General features: G+C 67.1%; 20 protein-coding genes. 11 read left to right on the top strand and 9 right to left on the bottom strand.

The features are described 5' to 3' along the window. Window positions 1-35 precede the first annotated feature (35 nt). On the top strand, window positions 36-662 hold the full coding sequence (gene rsmD, locus MUK71_RS10500; protein ID WP_227927625.1) for a 16S rRNA (guanine(966)-N(2))-methyltransferase RsmD: 627 nt from the start codon (window positions 36-38) through the stop codon (window positions 660-662). Here the strand turns inward: rsmD and MUK71_RS10495 are convergent. Together MUK71_RS10495 and MUK71_RS10490 are read right to left on the bottom strand one after the other, a co-directional pair. Continuing rightward, window positions 659-1,453 carry a spermidine synthase gene (locus MUK71_RS10495; RefSeq protein WP_227927626.1) on the bottom strand — a complete coding sequence of 265 codons (795 nt, stop codon included), beginning with the start codon at window positions 1,451-1,453 and terminating at the stop codon, window positions 659-661. The two genes, rsmD and MUK71_RS10495, sit on opposite strands and share 4 nt — an antisense overlap. Before the next feature lie 35 nt (window positions 1,454-1,488). Next, window positions 1,489-2,736: an aminotransferase class I/II-fold pyridoxal phosphate-dependent enzyme gene (locus MUK71_RS10490; RefSeq protein ID WP_227927627.1), complete on the bottom strand. Its 1,248-nt coding sequence runs from the start codon at window positions 2,734-2,736 to the stop codon at window positions 1,489-1,491. A 40-nt stretch (window positions 2,737-2,776) separates the two neighbouring features. Here MUK71_RS10490 and coaD point away from each other — a divergent pair, with 40 nt between their 5' ends. Further along, window positions 2,777-3,250: a pantetheine-phosphate adenylyltransferase gene (coaD, locus tag MUK71_RS10485; RefSeq protein ID WP_227901462.1), complete on the top strand. Its 474-nt coding sequence runs from the start codon at window positions 2,777-2,779 to the stop codon at window positions 3,248-3,250. On the opposite strand, the gene MUK71_RS10480 is transcribed toward coaD, so the two are convergent. Continuing rightward, complete coding sequence (locus MUK71_RS10480; protein ID WP_227927628.1) at window positions 3,247-3,828, bottom strand: YdcF family protein; 582 nt, start codon at window positions 3,826-3,828, stop codon at window positions 3,247-3,249. The genes coaD and MUK71_RS10480 overlap by 4 nt on opposite strands. A gap of 228 nt (window positions 3,829-4,056) precedes the next feature. Between MUK71_RS10480 and MUK71_RS10475 the strand changes: the two genes are divergently transcribed. The 5 genes from MUK71_RS10475 to MUK71_RS10455 all read left to right on the top strand — a co-directional run bounded on the left by MUK71_RS10475 (window position 4,057) and on the right by MUK71_RS10455 (window position 8,331). Then, window positions 4,057-4,623, top strand: a complete 567-nt coding sequence (locus tag MUK71_RS10475; RefSeq protein ID WP_227901578.1) for a YceD family protein — start codon at window positions 4,057-4,059, stop codon at window positions 4,621-4,623. Window positions 4,624-4,625: 2 nt separating this feature from the next. Continuing rightward, a complete protein-coding gene (rpmF, locus tag MUK71_RS10470; RefSeq protein WP_146364453.1) occupies window positions 4,626-4,829 on the top strand; it encodes a 50S ribosomal protein L32 in 204 nt (67 codons plus the stop codon). An 88-nt stretch (window positions 4,830-4,917) separates the two neighbouring features. Continuing rightward, window positions 4,918-5,625, top strand: a complete 708-nt coding sequence (rnc, locus tag MUK71_RS10465) for a ribonuclease III (protein ID WP_227901464.1) — start codon at window positions 4,918-4,920, stop codon at window positions 5,623-5,625. A gap of 12 nt (window positions 5,626-5,637) precedes the next feature. After that, complete coding sequence (gene mutM / locus MUK71_RS10460) at window positions 5,638-6,618, top strand: bifunctional DNA-formamidopyrimidine glycosylase/DNA-(apurinic or apyrimidinic site) lyase (RefSeq protein WP_227927629.1); 981 nt, start codon at window positions 5,638-5,640, stop codon at window positions 6,616-6,618. Between the two features lie 267 nt (window positions 6,619-6,885). After that, window positions 6,886-8,331 carry an HNH endonuclease gene (locus tag MUK71_RS10455; RefSeq protein WP_227927630.1) on the top strand — a complete coding sequence of 482 codons (1,446 nt, stop codon included), beginning with the start codon at window positions 6,886-6,888 and terminating at the stop codon, window positions 8,329-8,331. 41 nt (window positions 8,332-8,372) lie between these two features. Here MUK71_RS10455 and MUK71_RS10450 read toward each other — a convergent pair whose 3' ends face one another. Genes MUK71_RS10450 through MUK71_RS10435 form a run of 4 tightly spaced genes read right to left on the bottom strand, consistent with a single transcriptional unit; the run spans window position 8,373 to window position 14,020 of the window. Further along, window positions 8,373-9,191, bottom strand: a complete 819-nt coding sequence (locus MUK71_RS10450; RefSeq protein WP_227927631.1) for a serine hydrolase domain-containing protein — start codon at window positions 9,189-9,191, stop codon at window positions 8,373-8,375. Between the two features lie 10 nt (window positions 9,192-9,201). Beyond that, window positions 9,202-10,305: an NAD-dependent epimerase/dehydratase family protein gene (locus MUK71_RS10445; protein ID WP_227927632.1), complete on the bottom strand. Its 1,104-nt coding sequence runs from the start codon at window positions 10,303-10,305 to the stop codon at window positions 9,202-9,204. Continuing rightward, on the bottom strand, window positions 10,302-13,001 hold the full coding sequence (locus MUK71_RS10440) for an alpha/beta fold hydrolase (RefSeq protein ID WP_227927633.1): 2,700 nt from the start codon (window positions 12,999-13,001) through the stop codon (window positions 10,302-10,304). Before MUK71_RS10440 ends, MUK71_RS10445 begins: the two co-directional genes overlap by 4 nt. Next, entirely contained in the window at window positions 12,995-14,020 is a 1,026-nt protein-coding gene (locus MUK71_RS10435) for a 3-oxoacyl-ACP synthase III (protein ID WP_227901580.1), read from the bottom strand. The genes MUK71_RS10440 and MUK71_RS10435 overlap by 7 nt, the downstream gene beginning before the upstream one ends. Window positions 14,021-14,234: 214 nt before the next feature. On the opposite strand from MUK71_RS10435, the gene smc reads away from it, so the two are divergent. Next, window positions 14,235-17,846, top strand: coding sequence for a chromosome segregation protein SMC (gene smc, locus MUK71_RS10430; protein WP_227927634.1), 3,612 nt, complete (start codon window positions 14,235-14,237; stop codon window positions 17,844-17,846). 53 nt (window positions 17,847-17,899) lie between these two features. On the opposite strand, the gene MUK71_RS10425 is transcribed toward smc, so the two are convergent. After that, window positions 17,900-18,631 carry a glutamine amidotransferase gene (locus tag MUK71_RS10425; protein WP_227927635.1) on the bottom strand — a complete coding sequence of 244 codons (732 nt, stop codon included), beginning with the start codon at window positions 18,629-18,631 and terminating at the stop codon, window positions 17,900-17,902. Continuing rightward, window positions 18,628-19,857, bottom strand: a complete 1,230-nt coding sequence (locus MUK71_RS10420; protein ID WP_423724587.1) for an MFS transporter — start codon at window positions 19,855-19,857, stop codon at window positions 18,628-18,630. Before MUK71_RS10420 ends, MUK71_RS10425 begins: the two co-directional genes overlap by 4 nt. A 62-nt stretch (window positions 19,858-19,919) precedes the next feature. Between MUK71_RS10420 and ftsY the strand changes: the two genes are divergently transcribed. From ftsY to MUK71_RS10405, 3 genes are all read left to right on the top strand, one after another. Next, on the top strand, window positions 19,920-21,107 hold the full coding sequence (ftsY, locus tag MUK71_RS10415; RefSeq protein ID WP_227927637.1) for a signal recognition particle-docking protein FtsY: 1,188 nt from the start codon (window positions 19,920-19,922) through the stop codon (window positions 21,105-21,107). Window positions 21,108-21,351: 244 nt separating this feature from the next. Then, window positions 21,352-22,647, top strand: a complete 1,296-nt coding sequence (locus MUK71_RS10410; protein ID WP_227901475.1) for an ammonium transporter — start codon at window positions 21,352-21,354, stop codon at window positions 22,645-22,647. Then, window positions 22,644-22,982, top strand: a complete 339-nt coding sequence (locus MUK71_RS10405) for a P-II family nitrogen regulator (RefSeq protein ID WP_227901476.1) — start codon at window positions 22,644-22,646, stop codon at window positions 22,980-22,982. The genes MUK71_RS10410 and MUK71_RS10405 overlap by 4 nt, the downstream gene beginning before the upstream one ends. Window positions 22,983-22,987 lie beyond the last annotated feature (5 nt).

Raw genomic sequence — 22,987 nt, 5'->3', positions numbered from 1 at the left:
CCGGCCCGCTGCCCGGCGGCGGATAAGGTGAAAGCATGAGCCGCATTATTGCCGGAGCCGCCGGCGGAACCACCCTGTACAGCGTTCCCGGGGACGGAACCCGTCCCACCACCGACCGGGTGAAGGAAGCACTGTTCTCCCGGCTCGAGTCCTACGACATCCTCCAGGACGCCAGAGTGCTGGACCTGTTCGCCGGTTCCGGGGCACTGGGCGTGGAAAGCGCCAGCCGCGGCGCCCGCAGTGTGGATCTGGTGGAGCTGGCTGACAAGGCTGCCGCCACCTGCCGCAGCAACGCGGACCTGGTTTCAAAGGTCCTGGGCCATTCCCGCGTGAACGTGCACCGGGCCAAAGCCGAGACCTACCTGATGCGGGTGCCGGCGGACGTCCGCTGGGACCTGGTGTTCATCGACCCGCCGTACGCGCTCACCGAAGGTGAGCTCGACGCCGTGCTGACCCCGCTGGCCGGCCACCTGGCCGAGGGGGCCGTGGTGGTGCTGGAACGGTCCACGCGTTCACCGGAACCGGTATGGCCGGCCGGGCTGGAGCGCTTCAGCGAGAAGAAATACGGCGAAACCACGCTCTGGTTCGCCGAGCCGGCCCAGGGTGCGGACGCGGACGCGGACGCCGACGCCGAAGCGGAAGCCCGGCCGGAGCAGGCCTAGGCCCCGGACGCGAAGACGTCCAGTTCCTCCCCGGTGAGCACCGCCGCCGGGTGGGGTCCGGCCGCCAGCAGGCTCCGGGTCCATTCCTCCGGCCACCCGAACGGTGTTGCGGCCAGCACAATGTTGCCCGGATACCTGCCGGTGAACATGTCGGCCGGGCCCAGTGCGGCAACGTCGCCGTTGCTGCAGCCTGCCGCTGCCAGGCCGGCCAGAAGCTCGCGGATCTGCCGGCGGGCGAAGGCCAGCGGCGGATCATCGCCCACGTTCACCAGCAGCACGCCGTCGGGGGAGAGCAGGCGTGCCAGCTCTGCGTAGAACTCCGCCGTTGTCAGGTGTCCCGGCGCGTCGGCGCCGGCGAAGATGTCCAGGACGACGGCGTCGAACTGCCGGCCGGCAAAGCGGTCCAGGGACTCCCGGGCATCACCGATGACGGTTTCCAGATGGGTGCCTTCGGGCAGGGGCAGATGCGCCAGGACAAAGTCCAGCAGTTCGCGTTCGAGTTCAACGGCTACCTGCTCGGAGCCGGGTCTTGTGGCCTGTAGGTATCGGGTCAGGGTCAGTGCCCCCGCGCCCAGATGCAGTGCCCGCAGCGGCTGCCCGGGCGCTGCGGCCAGATCCAGCACGTTGCCCATCCGCCGCAGGTATTCGTAGAAGATCTCCTCCGGCCGCGCCAGATCCACGTGGGACTGCTCCGCTCCGCCGATGCTCAGCACAAAAGCGCCGGGGGTGAATCCGTCCTCAGTGATGGCGGCATGCGCACCGATGCCGCGCAGCAGCCGTGACGCGGTCACACCGCCCCGCCCGGAGCCGCCGCGTCCTGACGTTTTCACAGCACACCGCCCAGTCCGGCGAGGCGTTCGGATGCCAGTTCCAGGACCTCGGTCTTCTTGCAGAAGGCGAACCGCAGCAGCGAGCGGGTGCGCCGCGCGCCGTCGTCGTGGCAGAAAACGGCCACCGGTATGGCCGCCACCCCGATCAGTTCCGGCAGCCGGCGGGCCAGGGACGTGGCATCGGTGATGCCCAGCGCGGAGGTATCCGCCGTGACGAAGTACGTGCCCTGTGAGGGCAGCACGGCCATACCCGCAGCCTGCAGGCCGGAGCTGAGCAGGTCCCGTTTGGCCTGCAGGGTGGCAGCGGCGCCGGTGAAGTACTCATCCGGAAGCTTCAGGCCGATGGCGACGGCGGACTGGAACGGTGTGCCCGAGGTGTAGCTGAGGAAGGTCTTGACGGTCCGCACCGCTGCCACCAGGGCCGCCGGACCGGTCACCCAGCCGATCTTCCAGCCGGTCACGGAGAAGGTCTTGCCGGCGGAGGAGATGGTCAGTGTCCGCTCCGCGGCCCCCGGCAGCGTGGCTACGGGGATGTGTTTCGCGGCGTCGAAGGTGAGGTGTTCGTAAACCTCGTCAGTGACAATGACGGCGTTGTGCCGGGCGGCCAGATCGACTATCTGCTGCAGGACCCGCCGCGGAAACACCGTCCCGGTGGGGTTGTGCGGATTATTGACCAGGACCACCCGTGTGCGGTCGGTGAAGGCCGCCTCCAGGGCGCCGTCGGCGGGCAGGAAATCCGGTGCCTGAAGGGCAACCGTGGTGTGTGTGGCACCGCTGAGGCCGATCACCGCGCCGTAGGAATCGTAGAACGGCTCAAAGGTCAGCACCTCGTCGCCGGGGCCGGTGAACGCCAGCAGGGTGGAGGCAATGGCTTCGGTGGCGCCGGTGCTGGCGATCACCTCGGTGTCCGGGTCAAGGTCCAGGCCGTAGAACCGCTTCTGGTGTGCCGCCACCGCGTTGCGGAGCACCGGAAGACCCTGGCCGGGGGCGTACTGGTTGGCGCCGCCTGCAATGGCAGCCCGGGCGGCGTCGAGCATTTCCGCGGGGCCGTCCTCGTCGGGGAAACCCTGGCCAAGGTTAATCGCCCCGTGACGTCCGGCCAGGGCGGTGATTTCCTCGAAAATGGTCACGCCCAGGTTGCCGTCCGGAGCCAGGAGATTGGCACCGGCGGCGGTGCGCTGCCAGGGGGCGGGGCCCGGAGCCTGCCGGGAGCGGAGCAGGGACGCGGCTGGTGAAGAACTCATCCACCAAGTATTACCCCGCCGCACCCGGTAGATTCGACTTATGCGACGCGCTGTATGCCCCGGTTCCTTTGATCCCATCCACAACGGCCATGTGGAGGTGATTGCCCGTGCCGCGAGTCTTTTCGACGAAGTGATCGTGGCGGTGTCCACCAATTATGCGAAGAAGTACCGTTTCTCCGCCGAAGAGCGCCTGGAACTGGCGTCGGAAACCCTGGGCTCGCTGCGCGGAGTATCAGTTGTTCCGATGGGGGAAGGCCTGCTGGCTGAGTTCTGCCGCGAATACGGTGCCAACGCCATTGTGAAGGGCCTGCGGTCCGTCCAGGACTACCAGTACGAACTGCCGATGGCCGTGATGAACCGGCACCTCACCGGCGTCGAAACCGTGTTCCTGCCGGCCGAGGGCAGCTACACCCACCTCTCATCCTCCCTGATCAAGGAAGTGGCCGGGCTGGGCGGCGATATCTCGGAGTACGTGCCGGGAACCGTGCTGAAGCGGCTGCTGACTCCGCGCTAGACCGGATTGGCGCAGGCCGGGCGGATAAAGCCCGCAGCGATTCCGCCGGTTTCCTCCACGAAACGGCCCATCCAGTTGGTTAGGCCAATATCCGGCTGCGATGCCACCAAAGTGATGTCCACCGAACTGCACTGTTCCAGGTTCAGACCGGCACGGGCAACGTGATAGCTGGAGGTCACCACAATGATGTTCCTCCATCCGTTGTCCCTGGCCAGCCGTGCCACAGCCCGGGCCTCGCCGCGGGTGGTCATGGGCTCCGGGGAAAAGCACATTACCCGCGGGTTCACGTTGTGCGTGCAGATATAGTCGGTCCGCGCATTCCCCGGCGTATGGGTGGCGGACAGCGCCAGCACCGGTGCACGGTCCCCGCTCAGCAGGCCCAGTCCCACGGGCAGCCGCTCGCTGCTGGCGCCGGCCAGGACAACGACGGCGTCGGCCCGGGGAGGCTCGTCGGAAGCGCCCGACGGAAACACAAACAGGTTCACAGCCACCAGCAGCCAGACGAACCCCACGCAGAGGGCTGCCGTCGTCAGCTGTATGAGGACGCGGCGGCGCAGGAACCGGTGGAGGGAAGGCACGTACCAACCCTAGGCGACGGTGGCCCGGCAGGCCTGCAGGACGTCCGGTTAGCGCCACGGCCGGGGACGGGTAAACTGGTCTCGGAACACCGTGCATGCACGCGTTCTTCGGCTGCCTGCCAGCCGCAGTTTGAGAGATACCGGCAAGTCAGGCTAAGATGATATGTCGGTCTATGTTCTACAGGAGTTCTCATTAGCGAATTTTCGCGGTCCAATCCGGATTCTCCCCTGGCTATCAACGTCAGGGACCTCGGGCGCAGCCCGGGAACGATGCGGACCATGCATGAACATGTACCGGCACCGAAAGACTTCGGTGTTGCGCTTATCGGCGTTCCGGAAGGATCCGACCTCGAGCTTGATCTGAGGTTGGAGGCCGTGCACGAAGGGATTTTGGTGTCCGGCGACGTAATCGCTCCCGTAAGGGGCGAATGCGGCCGCTGCCTGAAGCCACTCGCGTACGACCAAGAAGTCGATGTGCAGGAACTCTTCTACTACGAGGACGCTGAGTCCTTCGAAGAAGAAGAGGAAGAAGAGCAACGCCGGATCGAGCGAGATGTCATCGATCTTGAACCGGTATTGCGGGACGCCGTGGTTCTTACCATGCCGTTCCAGCCGGTGTGCCGGGAAGACTGCGAAGGCCTTTGCTCCGAATGCGGAGCGCGCCTTGAAGAGGATCCGGGTCACCACCATGAAGTCATGGATCCTCGCTGGGCAGCCCTCGCCGGGCTGACCGGCACCGCCGCAGAAGATACTGCGGCACCAAGTACAGAGTCAGACGAGAGAGAAGAGAGTTAGTCGTGGCTGTTCCGAAGCGGAAAATGTCCCGCGCGAATACACGTGCACGCCGGTCCCAGTGGAAGGCGACCGCGCCCAACCTGGTGAAGACCGTGGAGAACGGCCGCGTCACCTATAGCCTGCCGCACCAGGCCAAGGTCGTAACCGACTCCGCCGGCACCGCGCTGTTCCTTGAATACAAGGGCCGCAAGGTCGCGGACGTCTAAGACCAGTGTTCGGGTCCGCTATGTACACCCCTAGGGATGTTGCTGCAGACGGGTCCGTGAATACTGCTTTTCGGGTTGTATCCAAAAAGTGAAGAATACTGAAGAGCTTATGAAGCGTCTCGGTGTCGATATCGACGCCGGGACGCTTCGTCTTGCACTCACGCACCGTTCCTATGCCTATGAGCAGGGCGGCATCCCCACGAACGAACGCCTGGAATTCCTGGGCGATTCAATTCTGGGGTTCTCGGTAACCGATGCGCTCTACCGGGATAATCCTGACCTCTCCGAAGGTGAACTGGCCAAGCGCCGCTCCGCCGTCGTGAGTACCCGAGCCCTCGCCGGCATTGCCCGCGAATTGGGGCTGGGGGAGTACATCCTGCTGGGACAGGGTGAAAAACTGACCAACGGCCGGGATAAGTCCTCCATCCTGGCAGACACCACGGAGGCCGTAATCGGCGCCGTGTACCTGGACCACGGCATTGAAACCGCCCGGCAGATGGTGATGCGCCTGATTGGCCCGCTGCTGGCCGACGCCGACGCCCTCGGCGCCGGCACGGACTGGAAGACCAGCATCCAGGAAATAGCCGCCAGCCGGAAAATGGGCGAGATTGAGTACCGGGTTTCCGGCTCAGGCCCCGACCATTCGCGCAGCTTTGTGGCTGTGCTCCACATTGGGGACAAGCCGTACGGCTCCGGGACCGGCCATTCCAAGAAGGAAGCCGAGCAGGAAGCTGCCGCTGCCTCCTGGAAGATGATCAACGCCAAAAAGACCGACGCCGCGGCTGCCGGTTCCTAAAGGCCCCCGGCTGTGCCAGAGCTTCCCGAAGTTGAGGTGGTCCGCCGCGGACTCGCATCATGGGTCCGCGGCCGCACCATCACCGGTGTCCGGATCCTGGATCCGCGTTCCGTGAGGCGCCATGCCGCGGGCCCCGAGGACCTCGCCGGCAACCTTGAAGGCGCAGTTGTCACCGACGTCGTCCGCCGCGGCAAGTTCCTGTGGCTGCCGCTGGTGGAGGAATCCGCCGCCGCCGGCCCCGGGAACGACGACGGCGTCCCGCACCTGGCGCTGATGGCGCACCTCGGGATGAGCGGGCAGCTGCTGATGGAGGATTCCTCGCTGCCCGATGAAAAGCACCTCAAGGTCCGCTTTACGCTCAGCCCTGCCACTGACGCTGCCGGAACGCCGATGCCCTCGGAGCTGCGGTTTGTGGACCAGCGGATCTTCGGGGGAGTGTTCCTCACCGACCTGGTCCCCACGCCCGACGGTGAACCCGGCGGGCTTTCCGAGACCGGATTGCCTCTGGTGGCTGCCGAGGCGGCGCATATTGCCCGTGATCCGTTGGACCCGGCCTTCTCCTTTGACGATTTCTACCGCCGGCTGCGCGCCCGCCGGACCGGAATCAAGCGTGCCCTGCTGGACCAGGGGCTGATCTCCGGTGTGGGCAACATCTATGCCGACGAATCCCTCTGGGCGGCCCGGATGCACTTTGCCCGGGCCACCGACACGATGCGGCGCGCCGACGCGCTGCGGCTGGTGGAAGCGGTGCGGGACGTGATGACCCGTGCCCTGGCCGCCGGAGGAACCAGCTTTGATTCGCTGTACGTCAATGTCAACGGCGCCTCGGGGTATTTCGCCCGGTCCCTGAACGCCTACGGCCGCGAAGGTGAGCCCTGCCCGCGGTGCGCTGAGCTGGGGCTGAGCACCCTGATCCGCCGGGACTCCTTTATGAACCGGTCCTCTTATTCGTGTCCGGTCTGCCAGCCGAAGCCGCGGAACGGGCGCTGGTAGGTTTTTACGCTCGTTGCACGAACTGGATCGGGTGACCCGTCCAGGTCTTCGATTTTGCCAGATGGCGTTGCCCACGAGTGGTCTTTGGGGCCCGGTGAGGGCATTCGAGTTACGTCCGCCCGGGGTCGCAATTTCCGGCACACTGTCTCGGCGCGGTCCGGCGTCGGTGTTCGGGGTTTGCGCACTCGCTGAAGGCGGGAAAAACGGGTAGCGGAACAGGTACTTTCGCCCTATTTCGCTGCTCTTTTCACGACTACACTCGAACACATGTTCGAATACTCTTCCCCTCAGGAACACCGGCTGCCGGCCACTGCCGGCAGTGCCGCGGTGTATGGATGGGTGGAGGTATTGGCTGAGTCTGACCCTGCCGGACAGGTAACGCCGGCGCTGGCGGAGGATGCCGAACTCATTGACCGGATCCGGGCGCTCGAGGAGCTAAAAGCCGCCGCATCTGCTGCCCAGGCTCGGGCCGCCGTGGCCTTTGATGCTTCCCAGCGCCGGAAGCAGGCCGCAGCGGGAGTCCCGCGCGAAGATCTGGGCCGCGGTGTTGCGTCACAGATTGCCCTGGCACGTAGGGAGTCGGCCAACCGCGGAGGACGGCTCCTGGGTTTCGCGAAGGCACTGGTCTCCGAGATGCCCTGCACTCTGCAGGCCCTTACGAGCGGGACAATCAGCGAATGGCGGGCAACGTTGCTGGTTCGGGAGACAGCATGCCTGACCTTGGAGGACCGGCAACGGGTGGATGAGGAAGCAGCCGGGGACCCCCGTGTGCTTGAGGGACTGGGTGACCGCCAGATTATTGCCCGCGCCAGAAGTGCCGCCTACCGGCTGGATCCGCAGTCGGCGGTTCGGCGGGCTGCCAAGGCCGCCTCCGAGCGGTTCGTCTCCTGCCGCCCGGCTCCGGACACCATGACGTATCTGACCGGTCTGCTTCCTGTGGCCCAGGGCGTTGGCGTATACGCTGCCTTATCGCGCGAAGCGGACCGGCTCCGTGCTGCCGGGGACGCCCGGGGACGGGGGCAGATCATGGCCGACACCCTCGTGGAGCGGATTACCGGAGAGGCGGATGCCAACGGGATGAAGGTCGAGGTGCAGCTGGTGATGTCGGACCGGACGCTGCTTGCCGGAGACTCCGAGCCGGCCATCGTACCGGGATATGGTCCGGTTCCGGCGCAGTGGGCCAGGGACTTGGTGCGGGGCACGAGCTTGGCCGGGAAGTCCAGGCGCAGAAGGGAGCGGGAGACCGCGGGAACCGAGGAGAAACAGGCCGAACGCTGGATTAAGCGGCTTTACGCCGAGCCTGCTACCGGCCAGTTGATTGCGATGGATTCCAGGTCCCGGCTGTTCCCCAAGTCCTTGGCACGGTTTGTTGCTGCCCGCGACCAGACCTGCCGAATGCCGTGGTGCGGGGCGCCGATCCGGCACACGGACCACATCCGGCCGCATAAGCGAGGCGGTCCGACCAGTGCTGCTAACGGGCAGGGACTCTGCGAGGCGTGCAACCAAGCAAAGGAAGCACCTGGCTGGAAGACCCGAGTAGCTGACGAGCCGGGATCCCACACCGTCCTTGGGTCCCACACCGTCGAGACCACCACGCCAACCGGGCACACCTACCGGTCCACCGCGCCACCGCTGCCCGGAAGCGGCGGCGGAGAGCATCAGCCCACCGGGACCCTCGAAGTGGGAATCACCGATCTCGTATGGGCGGCATAGGACTGAATCACCGGCACCGACGCCGGCGCCTACACCGGAGCCTAGCGCCCGGCGAGTTCCGCGAGGACAGCATCCGTGAACGGAGGCCAGGCCTCTGCTGCCCACGGACCGAAGTCCCGGTCGGTGAGGCACACGGCAGCAGCCTGCGCGTCCGGGTCGACCCACAGGAACGTACCGGACTGGCCGAAGTGGCCAAAGGTTTTGGGAGAGCTGTTGGTGCCCGTCCAGTGCGGCGACTTGTGATCACGTATTTCGAAGCCGAGGCCCCAGTCGTTCTCCTTTTGCCGGCCAAAGCCCGGAAGCACTCCGGCCAGACCCGGGAAGACCACCTGGCTGGCCTCCTCCAGCCTGCCTGGATCGGTCAGGACGGGGGACTGCAGTTCGGCCGCAAACCGGCTCAGGTCCGCGACCGTAGAAACCGCCCCGGCCGCCGGGGAGCCCTCCAACGCAGTGGCGGCCATGCCCAGGGGAACCAGCAGCCCTTCGCGCATGTACTCGGCGAAGGCGATGCCGGTAGCTTCTTCCAGCTTTTCACCGAGCACTTCAAAGCCCGCGTTGGAATACAGCCGCCGCGTGCCCGGCGTGTAACGGACCGTGCGCTCGCCAAAGTCGTAGCCGCCGGAATGGGCCAGCAGGTGCCGAACCGTGGACCCTTCCGGCCCGGCAGGCTGGTCAAGCTCCAGCGCCCCCTCGTCCAGGGCAATGAGCACGGTGTAGGCGCTGAGCAGTTTGGTGACGGAAGCCAGCGGAAAGCGGCGGTCCTGGTCGCCGGCGGTTCCCAGCACCTCACCGTCAGCGGACACCACAGCGGCAGCGGCGTTATCCACCGGCCAGGAATCAATCTTCTGCAGGCTGTTCACAACACTCATCCTAGGAGTTGGGGGAGCGGCCGCCGTAGTGCTCGGCCAGCCGGGCCATGCCGTCTTCGATGGACACCTCGGGAGTCCAGTCCAGGACGGCGCGTGTCTCGCTCTGATCGAACCAGTGCGAGGTGGAAAGCTGTTCGGCGAGGAAACGGGTCATCGGCGGCTCGTCATGGACCAGCCCGCGCTTTCCCGCAGCCAGCCAGACACGCTCGATCACGCTTCCGGCCTTCCGGGCAATCCTGCCGGGCACACTCCACCCCGGAGCTTTCACACCCGCAGCGGCACAGATACCGGCAATCAGTTCACCCACCGGACGGGGCTGCCCGTTGGTCACCACAAGGGCCTTGCCCTGGGCCGCGTCCATCCGGTCGAGCCCGCGGACAATAGCAGCGGCGGCGTTGTCAACATAGGTGGTATCGATCAGGGCGGCTCCGGCGTCGAGCAGGGGAAGGCGTCCGGACCTGGCACGGTCAATCACCCGCTCCACCAGCTGGGTGTCGCCGGGACCCCAGACAATATGGGGCCGGATGGCTGTGACCCGGAAATCGGGGGAATTGGATGCCAGAGCCAGCAGCTCTGCCTCGGCCTTGGACGCGGCGTAGAAGCCCCGGGCACGTGCCGGATCGGCAGTGCCCGCCCCGGCACCGGCAATCGGTTCGCCGAAATGCGCTACCGAGGGCGAGGAAACAAAAACGACGTCGCGTACCCCGGCAGCGCGGGCTGCCTTGAGGAGAATCTGGGTCCCCAGGATGTTGGTGTCCTCGAACTCCTGCCATTCGCCGGTGAAGGATACCTTGGCAGCAAGGTGGATGACGGCGTCCATACCTTCCACGGCGCGGGCCGCGGCGTCAGGATCCGAGACCGAGCCGGCCACGAAATCGGTGCCATCCAGACCCCGACGGCGCTGGAAGGTCCGGACCTTGTGCCCCTGGGCGGCCAGCAGGTCGGCCACGGCACCGCCGAGCAGACCGCTGGCGCCCGTCACCAGGACGTTGCGGGGGACAAAATTGCGGGGTGCAGGTTCGCTGGGTGCAGGTTCGCTGGGCGCAGGTTCGCGGGGTGCAGGTTCGCTGGATACAGATACACCGGGAGCAGAGCTGTTGGTCATCGCGATGCTCCTTCAAAAGCCGGTACCGCGGCGTTGCCCTCCGGAGCGACGGCAGGAACGGCAGGGCCACCCTTGCCGCGTTTTCCCAGCTTCGGCACCGGACCACCGGCCAGCAGCCGTGAGGCCCAGCCTGCCAGAGCAGTACGGTCAATCTTGGAGTTGTGCCGGATATCGGTCGGCATGGCCGGCAGCACCAGCACCGCGGCCAGGTCGTACCCGCAGAGCTCAAGAACCCGGGAGCGCACAGCAGCAGCCAGTTGGGCATCCGCGGGCCCTGCCCGGCGGACCGGGGGAGAGGTTTCCAGAACGGCCACGGGGACCTGCCCGCCGGCGGGGCCGACGCCGACGACGGCCACACGGCCCACGCCGTCTACGCTTTCGGCGGCCTGTTCCCCGGCCACCGGGGTCCGTACACCCTCGGCCGTGGTGAGGATGTGTCCGAGGCGCCCCTCCACCCAGAGCCGGCCGTCGTCGTCGAGGTGGCCGACATCGCCGGTGCGGTGCCAGCCGGGAATCGACGAACTGCGGGACTCGGTAATCCAGAGCCGGTCATACCGGTCCTTCACATGCGGGGCGCTGACCAGGATTTCACCGGTGCGGTTCGGGGCTGTCAGCGGTTCGCTGCCCACCGAGCCGTCCGGAAGGACTTCGGCGATGGCTACCCGGGCACCGGACACCGGTGTTCCCACGCAGACGCCGTTACCGGAGCCTGCCGAACGGATGCCTTGCAGGCTGATGTCGGTCACCGGCAGGGCTTCCGTCATGCCGTACGGGGTGTGCAGGGAAGCGCCGGGTACCAGCTCCTGCACCTGGGCCAGGAGCGGTTCGGCGATGGGGGCGCCGGCGGACAGCAGCAGTTCCACCTGTTCCAGTGCGGCCTTCTGCGCCGCGTCCAGGCTGCCGGAGGTGGCCAGCACATTGGCCAGCGCCGCCGGAGAAGCAAAGATCGTGGTGGCGTTCACGGCCACGGCGGCATCGGCCAGGGCCGCGGCCGTCAGCGTGCGCGGGGAGGTGACATCCATGTCCGGGGTCACCGACGTCGCACCGAGGGCGGGACCGAGCAGCGCGAACGGAGCGAACCCGGCCACCAGGGACGTGCCGGCACGCAGGTTGTAGGTGTTCCTGATGGCGTCGCGCATCGCAGCCAGCTGCCGGTGCGTGTAGACCACACCCTTGGCCGGCCCGGTGGAGCCGGAGGTGAACAGCACGGCGGCGTCGGCGTCGGGGTCCACGGGGTGCCACGGAACGTCGGAGCCGGCGCCGTCGGCAATCAGTTCGGCCACCGAGTGCTGAACGCCGAGGAGGCGCTTACGGGCCGGGGTGAGCTCATCAACGCTGATCCGGATCCCCGGCCAGCCGAAGGCCCGGGCACCGATCAGGGCACGGTCAATGCCGATGAGGAAGGCCGGACCTGCGCCCTTAATCGCCCGGCCCAGTCCCTTGGTACCCAACCCGGCGTCGGCCACCACAATGACGGCGTTCAGGCGCAGGCAGGCATAAATCAGCGAGGTCAGTTCTATGCCGGGAGGCACCAGCAGGTTCACCCGGGTTCCGGGACGGACCCCGGCTGCGGCCAGACCGGCGGCCAGGGCGTTGACCCGTTCGGCGAGGCCTGCCCAGGACAGCGTGCGGGGACCGGCGCCGGTGTCGTTTCCGTCCAGCGGCGCCATGTCGACGACGGCGGCGCTGGTGTCGCCCGCCCGCTCGTCGAGTTCGGCCAGCATGGGACGGAACGGATCGCTGCGTCGCAGCGAGGTATTCGCCGGCGTTTCCACGGCAGTCTTTAGCCAGCTGAAAACAGGGGAGGCGATATCCACGTCTTCGGGCAGCAGATGGCTGGCGCCCTCGAACCGGTGGACGGAAGAAGCCGGCATGCGCTCGAGCAGGTCACGCAGGTACCGGTCGGAGAACACCGGATCCTTGGGACCCCAAAGAACCAGGGAGGGAACGTTCAAGCGGCGGATCCCGTCCGCCACGGCGTTGAGCGCACGCCAGCTCGGGTGCGTTTCATCGGCCGGGATGTCGGCGACGAAGTTGGCCACACCCTGCCGGCGCACGGCACTGCGGTACGGCAGTGCGAAGGCGTCCTTTACCGGTGCGCTCAGGGCAGGCTGGGCCAGGGCGTGCGTGACACGGATGAAGGCGTCGGTGCTGCGGGTGCCCCACGGGTGGACGGCCGGATGCAAGGCCAGTTTCAGGGCGGGCGGGAGGGAGAACCCGGCCGGATGCACTGCTGTGTTGGTCAGGATGGTTCCGGCCAGCTGGCGACGGTGCCGCAGCGCCCAGCCGAGGGAAATCACGCCTCCCCAGTCATGGCCGACGGTGACCACCGGGCCGGTGATGTCCAGGGCATCCGTCAGGTTGCCAAGGTCCGTGATCCGGTCCTCGAGGCGGCGGAACACGCCGGTGCGGTCGGAAAAGCCCATGTCCAGCTGGTCAACGGCCACCACGCGCCACGGCTTCTCCGCCGTGGACGCGGCGGCCAGCAGGCTGCGCCAGAGGTAGGACCAGGTGGGGTTGCCGTGCACACACAGCAGGGTCCCCGCAGGTTCGATACCGTCGGCGGCGAGCTGGGGCCCGTTATCGAGGATGTGCCACTTGTGGACCCGGCCGGGAACGTCGACGGCGGCGGTGGAGGGCACACGGATAAACGTGGACCAGGCTGAGGAAACGCCGGGCCAGAGCTCTTCTACCACGCGATCTCCATCATCGTGGTGTTCAGCCCGGAGCCCACGCCCATGCACAGCACCCGGTCGCCGGGGTTCAGGGTCCGCGCTTCCTGGGCCAGGGTCATCGGCAGCGACGCCGGCCCCACATTGCCCCAGTTCGGGAAGGTGATCGGCACCTTTTCACGGTCCAGGTCCACGGCCTTGATGATGGCGTTGGTGTAGGAGTTGGACACCTGGTGGGTGACATAGCGGTCCATGCCGGTCCAGTTCCAGCCGTTTTCCTGTGCCTCGTTCCAGCCGTCCACTACCAGCTCGAGCCCGCCGTCCAGCAGGCCCTTGGTATCCGTGTACATGCCGTCGACGCCGCCCACGCACAGTTCATGGTGCTGGGTTCCGGCACGCGAAACACCGCCCAGGATCCGGTGTGAGCCGGGGTGCTTATCTGCCCGGCCGATGACCGCTGCCGCGGCGCCGGAGCCCAGGGTGAGGGTGGCGAACTCGCGCAGGTAGTCCTCGCGGGTGGAATCGGGACGGTTGAGCCGCTCGAAGGTGGCTTCCTGCACGCCCTGGGAATCTTCGCCGGCCACAATCAGGGCATAGTTGATCTGCCCTGAGTCGATCATGTTGGAGGCCAGGGTGATGCCGTTGACGAATCCGAGGCACGCGTTGGCAAGGTCGAAGTTCATCGCGGAGGAGGGCAGCCCCAGTCCGTTGTGGATCTTCACTGCAACGGATGGCTCAAGGTTCCGGCGGGTGACCGAGGTGTTGATCAGCAGGCCTATCTGGGAGGCCTCGACGCCGGACTCCGCCAGCGCCTTCGCGCCCGCTTCGATCGCGCCGTCGTCGAACGCGGAACCGGGGGCCCACCACCGCCGCTCGCTGACTCCGGCAACCCGTTCCAACAGCCGTTTGGAAAGACGCAGCCGCTTCAGCGAAGGCTCAAGCCGTTCGTCGAAGGAACTTGACGTCATGACCACCGGAGCTTCAACGCTGTTAACGCTGAGGATGGCCGAGTTGGAGTGCTGGAAGTTGAAGTTCCCGGTCAAAATGCCTGCCTTGTCTGATGATGTGACTATCGCGCTGGCGGCCGCCGTGAAGCCTGCATCCACGCCCTAAAATCATATGACTCATTTATCAGCGTACTTTCCGGCCCCGCGAATCAGCAGGGAAACGGCGGATTACGCTCTCCGAGTAGAGCGGAATTTTGACGCTAACCGCGTAGATTTAGGAGATCAACCCCGGCAGGAGAGATTAACCCCAGTGCATCTGAAGACCCTGACCATGCGAGGCTTCAAGTCCTTCGCATCGGCCACCACCTTTGAGTTTGAACCCGGCGTAACCGCCGTGGTGGGCCCCAACGGTTCCGGGAAGTCCAACGTGGTGGATGCCCTGGCCTGGGTGATGGGGGAACAGGGCGCGAAAACACTGCGCGGCGGCAAGATGGAGGACGTGATCTTTGCCGGTACCTCGGGCCGGCAGGCCCTGGGCCGGGCACAGGTATCGCTGACCATCGACAACGCCGACGGCGCGCTGCCGATCGAATACTCCGAAGTCACTATTTCGCGCACCCTTTTCCGTGCCGGCGGCTCCGAGTACGCCATCAACGGCAGCCCCTGCCGGCTGCTGGACATCCAGGAACTGCTCTCCGATTCCGGCTTGGGCCGTGAGATGCATGTCATAGTCGGGCAGGGCCAGCTGGATAAGGTGCTGCACGCGACGCCGGAGGAACGCCGGGGGTTTATAGAGGAGGCGGCAGGCATCCTCAAGCACCGACGGCGCAAGGAAAAAACGCTGCGCAAGCTTGAGGCCATGCAGGCGAACCTGGCGCGGGTGACGGACCTGACCGCCGAACTGCGCCGCCAGCTCGGCCCGCTGGGCAAGCAGGCGGCCGTGGCGCGCCGCGCCAAGACCGTGCAGCAGGACGTCCGCGACGCCCGCTCACGCCTGCTCGCCGATGATTTGGCCACCCTGAAGGCCTCCTACGAAAAAGAAGCTGAAGATGAAGCGGCACTCAAGGCACGGCGTGCGCAGGTTGAAGAAGCGGTAGCGGCCGGCCGGCAACGGCAGGCGGAGCTGGAGACACTGGCCGCCCAGGCGGCTCCGGCGCTGAACGCCGCCCGGGAGACCTGGTATGAGCTCTCTTCGCTGCAGGAACGGTTCCGTTCCCTCAGCGCACTGGCCTCTGAACGTGCCCGGCTGCTGGGGACCGAAGAGCCCGCAGCCGGTTCCGGACGGGACCCGGAGCAGCTGCTGGCCTCCGCGGAGCGGGTACGGGCGGAGGCCGCCGCACTTGAAGCGGACATCCGCGACCGGCAGGCACGGCTGGAGGACGCCGTCGAAATCCGTGAGGACGCCGAGGAGGAGGCGGCTGCCGAGGAGAAACGCCTCGCGGCCGTGCTCCGTGCGGCGGCGGACCGCCGCGAAGGGCTGGCCCGGCTGTCCGGGCAGGAAGATGCTGCCCGCTCCCGGCTGGCTTCCGCGCAGGCCGAACTGGAGCGGCTGCAGGGATCAATCACGGCAGCGGGGGAGCGCCGGGCAACCGCGCAGGCGGAGTTTGAGCAGCTTGAGGTGTCCGTTGCCGGTGACGAAGCCGGCGAAGCGGACCTCGACGCCGGCTATGAGGCGGCCGAGGCAGAACTGGCGGCCGCCCGGGATGCGTTGGAGCAGTTGCTGGACACCCGCAATGAAGCGGTGCGTGAAATGGAGACCCTCTCGGCGCGCAGGGACGCGCTCGCCGTGGGGCTGGACCGGCGCGACGGCAGCGGGGCACTGCGTGAGGCCGGCGTTGCGGGAGTGCTGGCGCCGCTGGCCGATCTGATCAGCGTCAAGCCGGGGTATGAGAGGGCAGTCGAGGCGGCCCTGGGTGCTTCCGCGGAAGCGCTCGCGGTGGATGACCTGGCAGCCGCTGCCCGGGCGCTGCGCCACCTCAAGGACACCGGCGACGGGCAGGTCGAGCTGTTGCTGGGCGGACTTCCGGCCGGGCACACGGTCCTGTCCGCCGCCGACGGCCCTGACCTTGTGCCAGGGGCAGTGCCGCTACTGTCCCTGATCAGTGCCGATGCCAGGATCCAGGCAGCGCTGAACCAGCTGCTGGCAGACACCGTGGCAGTGGAGAGTCTGGATGATGCCGCGGCACTGGTATCCGCCCGGCCCGGGGTCACCGCCGTGACATCCGACGGGGACGTGCTGTCCGTGTTCAGGGCCCGCGGCGGATCAGCCTCGGCGCCGGGGCTCATCGCGATCCAGGCCGCGGTGGAGGAGACCGATGCCCGGCTGGCCGCTGCGCGGACCCGGGCGGAGCAGGCCGGTGCAGGCATGGCCGAGGCGGAAGCCCAGGTCGACGCCTGCCGGGCCCGCAGCAAAGCAGCGCTGTCCGCACTGCACGAGTCCGATGCCCGGCTGGCCGCCGTTGCCGAGCGCCTTGGCACACTGGCCTCCGCGGTCAGGGCCGCCACGGGCGAAGCCGAACGCCTTGCCGCGCTGGTGGCCACTGCGGAGGCAAATGTGGCGGACGCGGAAGAGCACCTGGCAACGGTGTCCGGCAGGCTTGCCGCCGCCGGGCAGGAACAGCTGCCCGACGCGGAACCGTCCGCCGCCGAGCGCGACGCACTGGCGCTGCGGGCGGCCTCGGCCCGCCGGGCGGAAATGGATGCCCGGCTGGCGCTGCGGTCAGCGGAGGAGCAGCTGAAGGCAGTGTCCGGGCGGGCAGAATCGCTGGAACGGGCGGCAGCGGCAGAACAGCGGGCAAGGGCGGCAGCAGTTGAACGCGCCCGGCACCGTGCCCGGCAGCAGGCCCGGGCTGAAGCCGTGGCCGCGGCGGCCGAGACTGTGCTTGCCCGCCTGCAGCACTCGTTGTCGCTCGCGGCGGAGGAAAGGGACCGCGCCGAGGAGAACCGAGCCGCGCGCGACGCCGAACTCTCGTCCGTGCGCGCAGCCAACGTTGAAGCCGCAGCCGAGCTTGCCGGGCTCACCGACTCCGTGCACCGGGATGAACTCAACCGTGCCCAGCACGCCCTGCGGATCGAGGCACTGGAAGCCCGCGCACTGGAAGAGCTGGGCGTCACCGCCGAGCACCTGCTGGCCCATTTCGGCCCCGACCAGCCGGTTCCGGTGCCGGCGGAAGCCGAAGGCGCCGGAACGGACAAATGGGCGGCACTGCACATCCCGGTGGACGAGGACGGCAATCCACTCATGCAGGGCGTCCCCTATGTGCGGGCCGAACAGGAAAAGCGGCTGAAACGGGCGCAGCGGGACCTGGCCGCCCTGGGCAAGGTCAACCCGCTCGCCCTGGAGGAATTCGCCGCGTTGGAGGAACGCCACCAGTTCCTCTCCACCCAGCTGGAGGATCTGAAAGCCACCCGCCGGGGCCTGCTGGACATCATTGCGGACGTCGACCGCCGGGTGGAGGAAGTCTTCACGGCCGCCTACCGCGACACCGCCGAACAGTTTGAACACGTGTTTGCGCGGCTGTTCCCGGGCGGCGAGGGCCGCCTGGTGCTCACCGAACCGGAGAACATGCTGACCACCGGCATCGAAGTGCAGGCGCGGCCGGCCGGCAAAAAGATCAAGCGGCTTTCGCTGCTGTCCGGGGGAGAGAGGTCGCTGACCGCCGTGGCGCTGCTAGTGGCCATTTTCAAGGCCCGCCCCTCACCGTTTTACGTGATGGATGAGGTCGAGGCGGCACTGGATGATACGAACCTTGGCCGGCTGATCGGCATCTTCGAAGAGCTGCGCGAATCCAGCCAGCTGATTGTGATCACCCACCAGAAACGCACCATGGAGGTGGCGGACGCCCTCTACGGCGTGACGATGCGCGGCGACGGCGTTTCGACCGTCATCAGCCAGCGGATCGAACGCGGGACCGGCAGCTGACCGCGGGACCGGCAGCTGACCCCGGTACGGCGGGCCGCGCCTGGCCGCGCTAGCTAGCGGGCGTACCGGGCGGTGAAGTTGGCCAGCACCTGCGGAGGCACGTGCACCGCCGAGCCGCGGACGGCCTCCATGACGGTCTCCGCTTCCTCCGGCGGGAAATATCCGGCGTGCCGGTACACGGAAATCCGGGTCAGCAGACCGGCCACATCCAGTTCCGGATGGAACTGGGTGGCGTACAGGTTGGACTTGATCCGGAACATCTGGACCGGGCAGGTGGCCGATCCCGCCAGGTTCACCGCATGCGGCGGCAGCTGGGCCACCGCTTCCTTATGCCCCACATACGCGGAGAAACGCTCCGGCACCCCGTCCAGCAGCGGGTCCCGCCGGCCCTCGGCGGTCAGTCGGATTTCCACCGGTCCAATGGGCTCGCCGTAGGTGCGGTCCACCGTCCCGCCCTGGTGGCGGCCCAGCGTTCCCACCCCGTAACAGGCGCCGAAGAACGGAAAGTCGCGGGCCACGACGTCGTCCAGCAGCTGTCCGAGTTCGGCCTCCACCCGCAGCTGGACAGCGGACTTGGACTCCTCCGGATCACTTGAATTGAACGGGCTGCCGCCGACAATGATGCCGCTGTAGTCCGCCAGGTTCACCGGGGGCATCGGTTCCTTCTCCAGCCGGACCCGGTGCAGCTGCTCTTCCGCGAGGCCGCCGAAGCGCAGGAAGGAGGCATACTCCTCATCCGCGGCGTCGTCTTCGGCGCGGGTGGCAACAAGCAGGAAAGGCTTCATTCCTCGATGGTAGTGCGGGCCTCGGCTGCCTTACGCGAAGGCAGGGTTTCCCGCGCCGCCAGCCAGGCCACGAAGGCCATGGCCACGATGCCGCCGGTCACCCCGAACGCCCATGAGTAGCCCAGCGAATCCGCCAGCATACCGGCCAGCACCGGCCCGGCAATGGCTCCGGTATCGCTGGCCATCTGGAAGGTGGCCAGGACCTTGCCGCCGCTGCGTCCGTTGCCGATGATGTCACCGACCGCGGCCTGCTGGGCGGGGTTGAGCAGGCCGGTGCCCATACCGGCAATGACGGAGATGATCAGGAACTCGGTCACGCTGGAGCTGAAACCGATCATCGCGGTGGCCACGGCGTTCACCGCCAGCCCGATCAGCAGCAGCGGGCGGCGGCCCCAGCTGTCGGCCAGCCGTCCGGAGAAGGTCAGGACGACGGCGGTGCCCACGGCAAAGGCGGTCAGGGAAATGCCGGCCACCTCGGGGCCGGCGGACAGGGCAGCAGCGGCGAACAGCGGCACCAGGGCGTTTCGGACGCCGAAAGAGGACCAGCCGTTGGCGAAGGAGGAGACCAGGGCGCCCCGGTAGGCCGAATCGCGCAGCGCTTCCCGCACGGTCAGCGCCGGCAGGGCGGCAGGCTTGGTCTCCTCCGCGCCGGGGGCGGGCCGGGCGTCCTTGAGGCGCAGGAACACCACGCCGGCCGCCACTACCAGGGCGCCGGCATACACCAGGAACGGAACGCGCAGGCCAAAACCGGCCAGCAGGCCGCCGAGCAGCGGCCCGCCGATATTGCCGAGCAGGAAGGACGAGGCATAGGCGCTGGACACCCGGCCGCGGACTTCAGGAGGAGCCAGCCTGATGATGAGCGCCATGGCGGAAATGGTGAACATCGTCGAGCCGATGCCGCCGAGGCCGCGGAAAATCAGCAGCTGCCAGTAGCTCTGGGCGAAAGCGCAGGCGGCCGTGGACAGCGCCACGATCAGCAGGCCGGCGATATACACCGGGCGTTCACCGAGTTTTTCCAGCAGCACGCCGCCGGCCGGGGCGAACACCAGCCGGGTGAAGGCAAAGGCGCTGACGATCACCGACGATGCCGTGACGCCGACGTCGAAACTCAGCGCGAACTGCGGCAGGACAGGGGCCACTATGCCGAAGCCGAGGGCAATGACGAAGGCGGCCGCGATAAGGACCTTGATTTCCTGCGGGATTCGGATTCGGGGAGTGCGCACCATAATAAGCTGATTCTCTCAGATGCCCGGGTGGCCCGTGAGCGGCATATGAGAAGCTTGGAAGCGTGAATGAGACCCTATCGATAGTGATCTACGTCCTCGTCGCCCTGGCGGTGGTCGGCTCTGTGGCTGCGCTGCTGGTAAGGACCCGGCGCACACCCAAGAGCATGTATCCCACCCGGCGCGACGCCAATGATCCGGTGACCGGATCCGCCGCCGGCACCGACACGCTGGAAGCGCCGCCGGGGGAGACCGACGTCGTTGTTCCCGACGACCTCCGCGACCTGGAGGAAACCCCCGCCCCGCCGGCCCGGACCATTGAAACCCCGGAACCGGTACAGGGCCGTCTGGCCCGGCTGCGGGCCCGGCTGGCCAAATCCAACAATGCCCTGGGCAAGGCGCTGCTGGCCCTGCTCTCCAGCGACAAGATCGATGAAGACGTCTGGGACGAGATTGAGGAAACCCTTCTCCTGGCAGACCTCGGCACCGAGCCCACCATGGAACTGGTGGACGCGCTGCGCTCGCGGGTCAAGGTTTCCGGCAGCCAGGATCCGCAGGAAGTCCACGCGATGCTGCGCGAGGAACTGATCAAGCTGGTTGATCCGACCATGGACCGTTCCCTCGCCGTCGAGCGCCACGCCGAGACTCCGGCCGTGGTGATGGTGGTCGGCGTCAACGGCGTCGGCAAAACCACCACCGTGGGCAAGCTGGCCCGCGTTCTTGTGGCCGAGGACAAGGATGTGCTGCTGGGCGCCGCGGATACCTTCCGTGCCGCAGCGGCCGAACAGCTGGCCACGTGGGGCCAGCGCGTGGGTGTCCCCACGGTGCGCTCCGACGTTGACGGTGCGGACCCGGCATCGGTGGCCTTCGAAGCGGTCAAGGCCGGCATCGACGGCGAAGTGGACGTGGTCCTTATCGACACCGCCGGACGGCTGCAGAACAAGGTCGGCCTGATGGACGAGCTCGGCAAGGTCAAGCGCGTCATCGAGAAGCAGGCCGCCGTGGACGAGGTCCTGCTGGTCCTGGACGCCACCACCGGCCAGAACGGCCTGACCCAGGCGAAGGTCTTCGCCGAGGTGGTCAACATCTCCGGCATTGTCCTGACGAAGCTGGACGGCACCGCCAAGGGCGGCATCGTCGTCGCCATCCAGCGCACCCTGGGTGTCCCCGTGAAGCTGGTGGGCCTGGGTGAAGGCGCAGATGACCTGGCACCCTTCGAAGCCGAGAGCTTCGTGGACGCACTGCTGAGCTAGGTCCGGCCGGCCGACGACGCAGCCAGCCAAAGACAATGCCCCGCCCTCCGATCAGGAGGGCGGGGCATTGTGCTGTCCGGTACCCGGTGGCGGAAACCTGCCCGAAACCGTTCCGACACGGGCCTTTTACCGGAGCGGCGGCTTTGTAACCTCCCGGCAACACCATCAGGCACACCCGGAAATCTGGCCCCGGCAAAGTTCTTTCCAGGCGGGAAAGACCCGCCACAGGTGAAGGGACGTGAAGATGGATCTGTCAGCAGGTCACGTCTGGGTGATGGTTTCGGCGGCGCTCGTGCTGCTTATGACACCGGGGGTGGCATTCTTTTACGGCGGCATGACCCGCGCCAAGGCTGCATTGAACATGATGATGATGAGCTTCGTATCCATTGGGCTCGTTGGTGTGGTCTGGGTGCTCTGGGGCTTCTCCATGACGGGCGGCGACGGCATCGCCGGCCTGTTCGGCAATCCCTTCACCTCCTTTGGACTGGAGGACATCCTCGGTACGGAGGATCTGATCAGTGCCGGCTACGGGGCCACCTTTGCCATCATCACCGTGGCCCTGATCAGCGGGGCGATAGCGGACCGCACAAAGTTCGGCGCCTGGGCGGTGTTTGTACCCATCTGGGTAACGCTGGTGTACTGCCCGCTGGCCTTTATGGTCTGGGGCGGCGGGCTGCTCGGCGCTGAAGGAGCGGTGGGCTCCGTGGTGGGCGAAGCCATCGACTTCGCGGGCGGCACCGTGGTCCACATCAACGCCGGCGTCGCAGGCCTGGTACTGGCCCTGATCATTGGCAAGCGCAAGGGATTCGGCAAGGACCCCAGCCAGCGGCCGCACAACATCCCCTTCGTGATGCTCGGCGCCACCCTGCTCTGGTTCGGCTGGTTCGGGTTCAACGGCGGCGCGGCCGGGACTGCCGAAGAGGCAGGTCTTATCTGGATCAACACCCTCGCCGCTCCCGCAGCCGCCATGCTCGGCTGGCTGCTGACCGAACGGATCCGCGACGGACGCGCTACCTCGCTGGGGGCCGCCTCGGGAGTTGTGGCCGGCCTTGTCGCCATCACTCCGGCCTGCGCCAACGTCAGCCCGCTGGGCGCCGTGGGGCTTGGACTGGTTGCCGGTGTGCTGGCGGCCCTGGCCGTCGGGCTCAAGTACCGTTTCGGCTATGACGACTCGCTGGACGTTGTCGGCGTGCACCTCGTTGCGGGTCTGGTGGGCACCCTGGCCCTGGGCTTCATTGCACTGCCGGTTGACGGCGCCGGCGGCGGCCTGTTCTACGGCGGCGGACTTGCCCAGCTCGGCGCCCAGCTCGCCGCAGCACTGATCGCCATCGTGTTCGCAGCGGTGATGACCCTGGTGATCGGCCTGGCCATCCACAAGACCATGGGCTTCCGGGTATCCGAAGAAGCCGAGGTCAACGGTGTGGACCTGAGCGAACACGCGGAAACCGCTTACGAATTCGGCGGCCTGGGCACCGGCGGATCCTTTACGCCCTTCCCCGAAACAGCACGCACCACCACCAAGGAGACGGTCAACTCATGAAACTCGTAACCGCCATTGTCCGTCCGGAGAAGCTGGACGCCGTCCGGGGGAGCCTGGAGAGCTACGGAGTCCAGGGACTTACGGTCAGCTCCGCGAACGGCTACGGCCGCCAGCGCGGCCACACCGAGGTCTACCGCGGCGCGGAGTACACCGTGGACCTGCTGCCCAAGGTCCGGGTGGAGGTGCTGGTGGCCAATGACTGGGTCAATGACATTGTTGATGTCCTGGTGTCCACCGCCAACACCGGGCGCGCCGGCGACGGGAAGGTATGGGTGGTGAACGTGGAGGAGGCGCTGCGCGTCCGTACCGGGGAGCGCGGGGACAGCGCCCTCTAATACCG

The sequence above is a fragment of the Arthrobacter zhangbolii genome (assembly GCF_022869865.1).
Classification (GTDB): Bacteria; Actinomycetota; Actinomycetes; order Actinomycetales; family Micrococcaceae; genus Arthrobacter_B; species Arthrobacter_B zhangbolii.
Note: the sequence above shows the minus strand (reverse complement) of the source record. Positions and strands in the feature narration are given on the sequence as shown.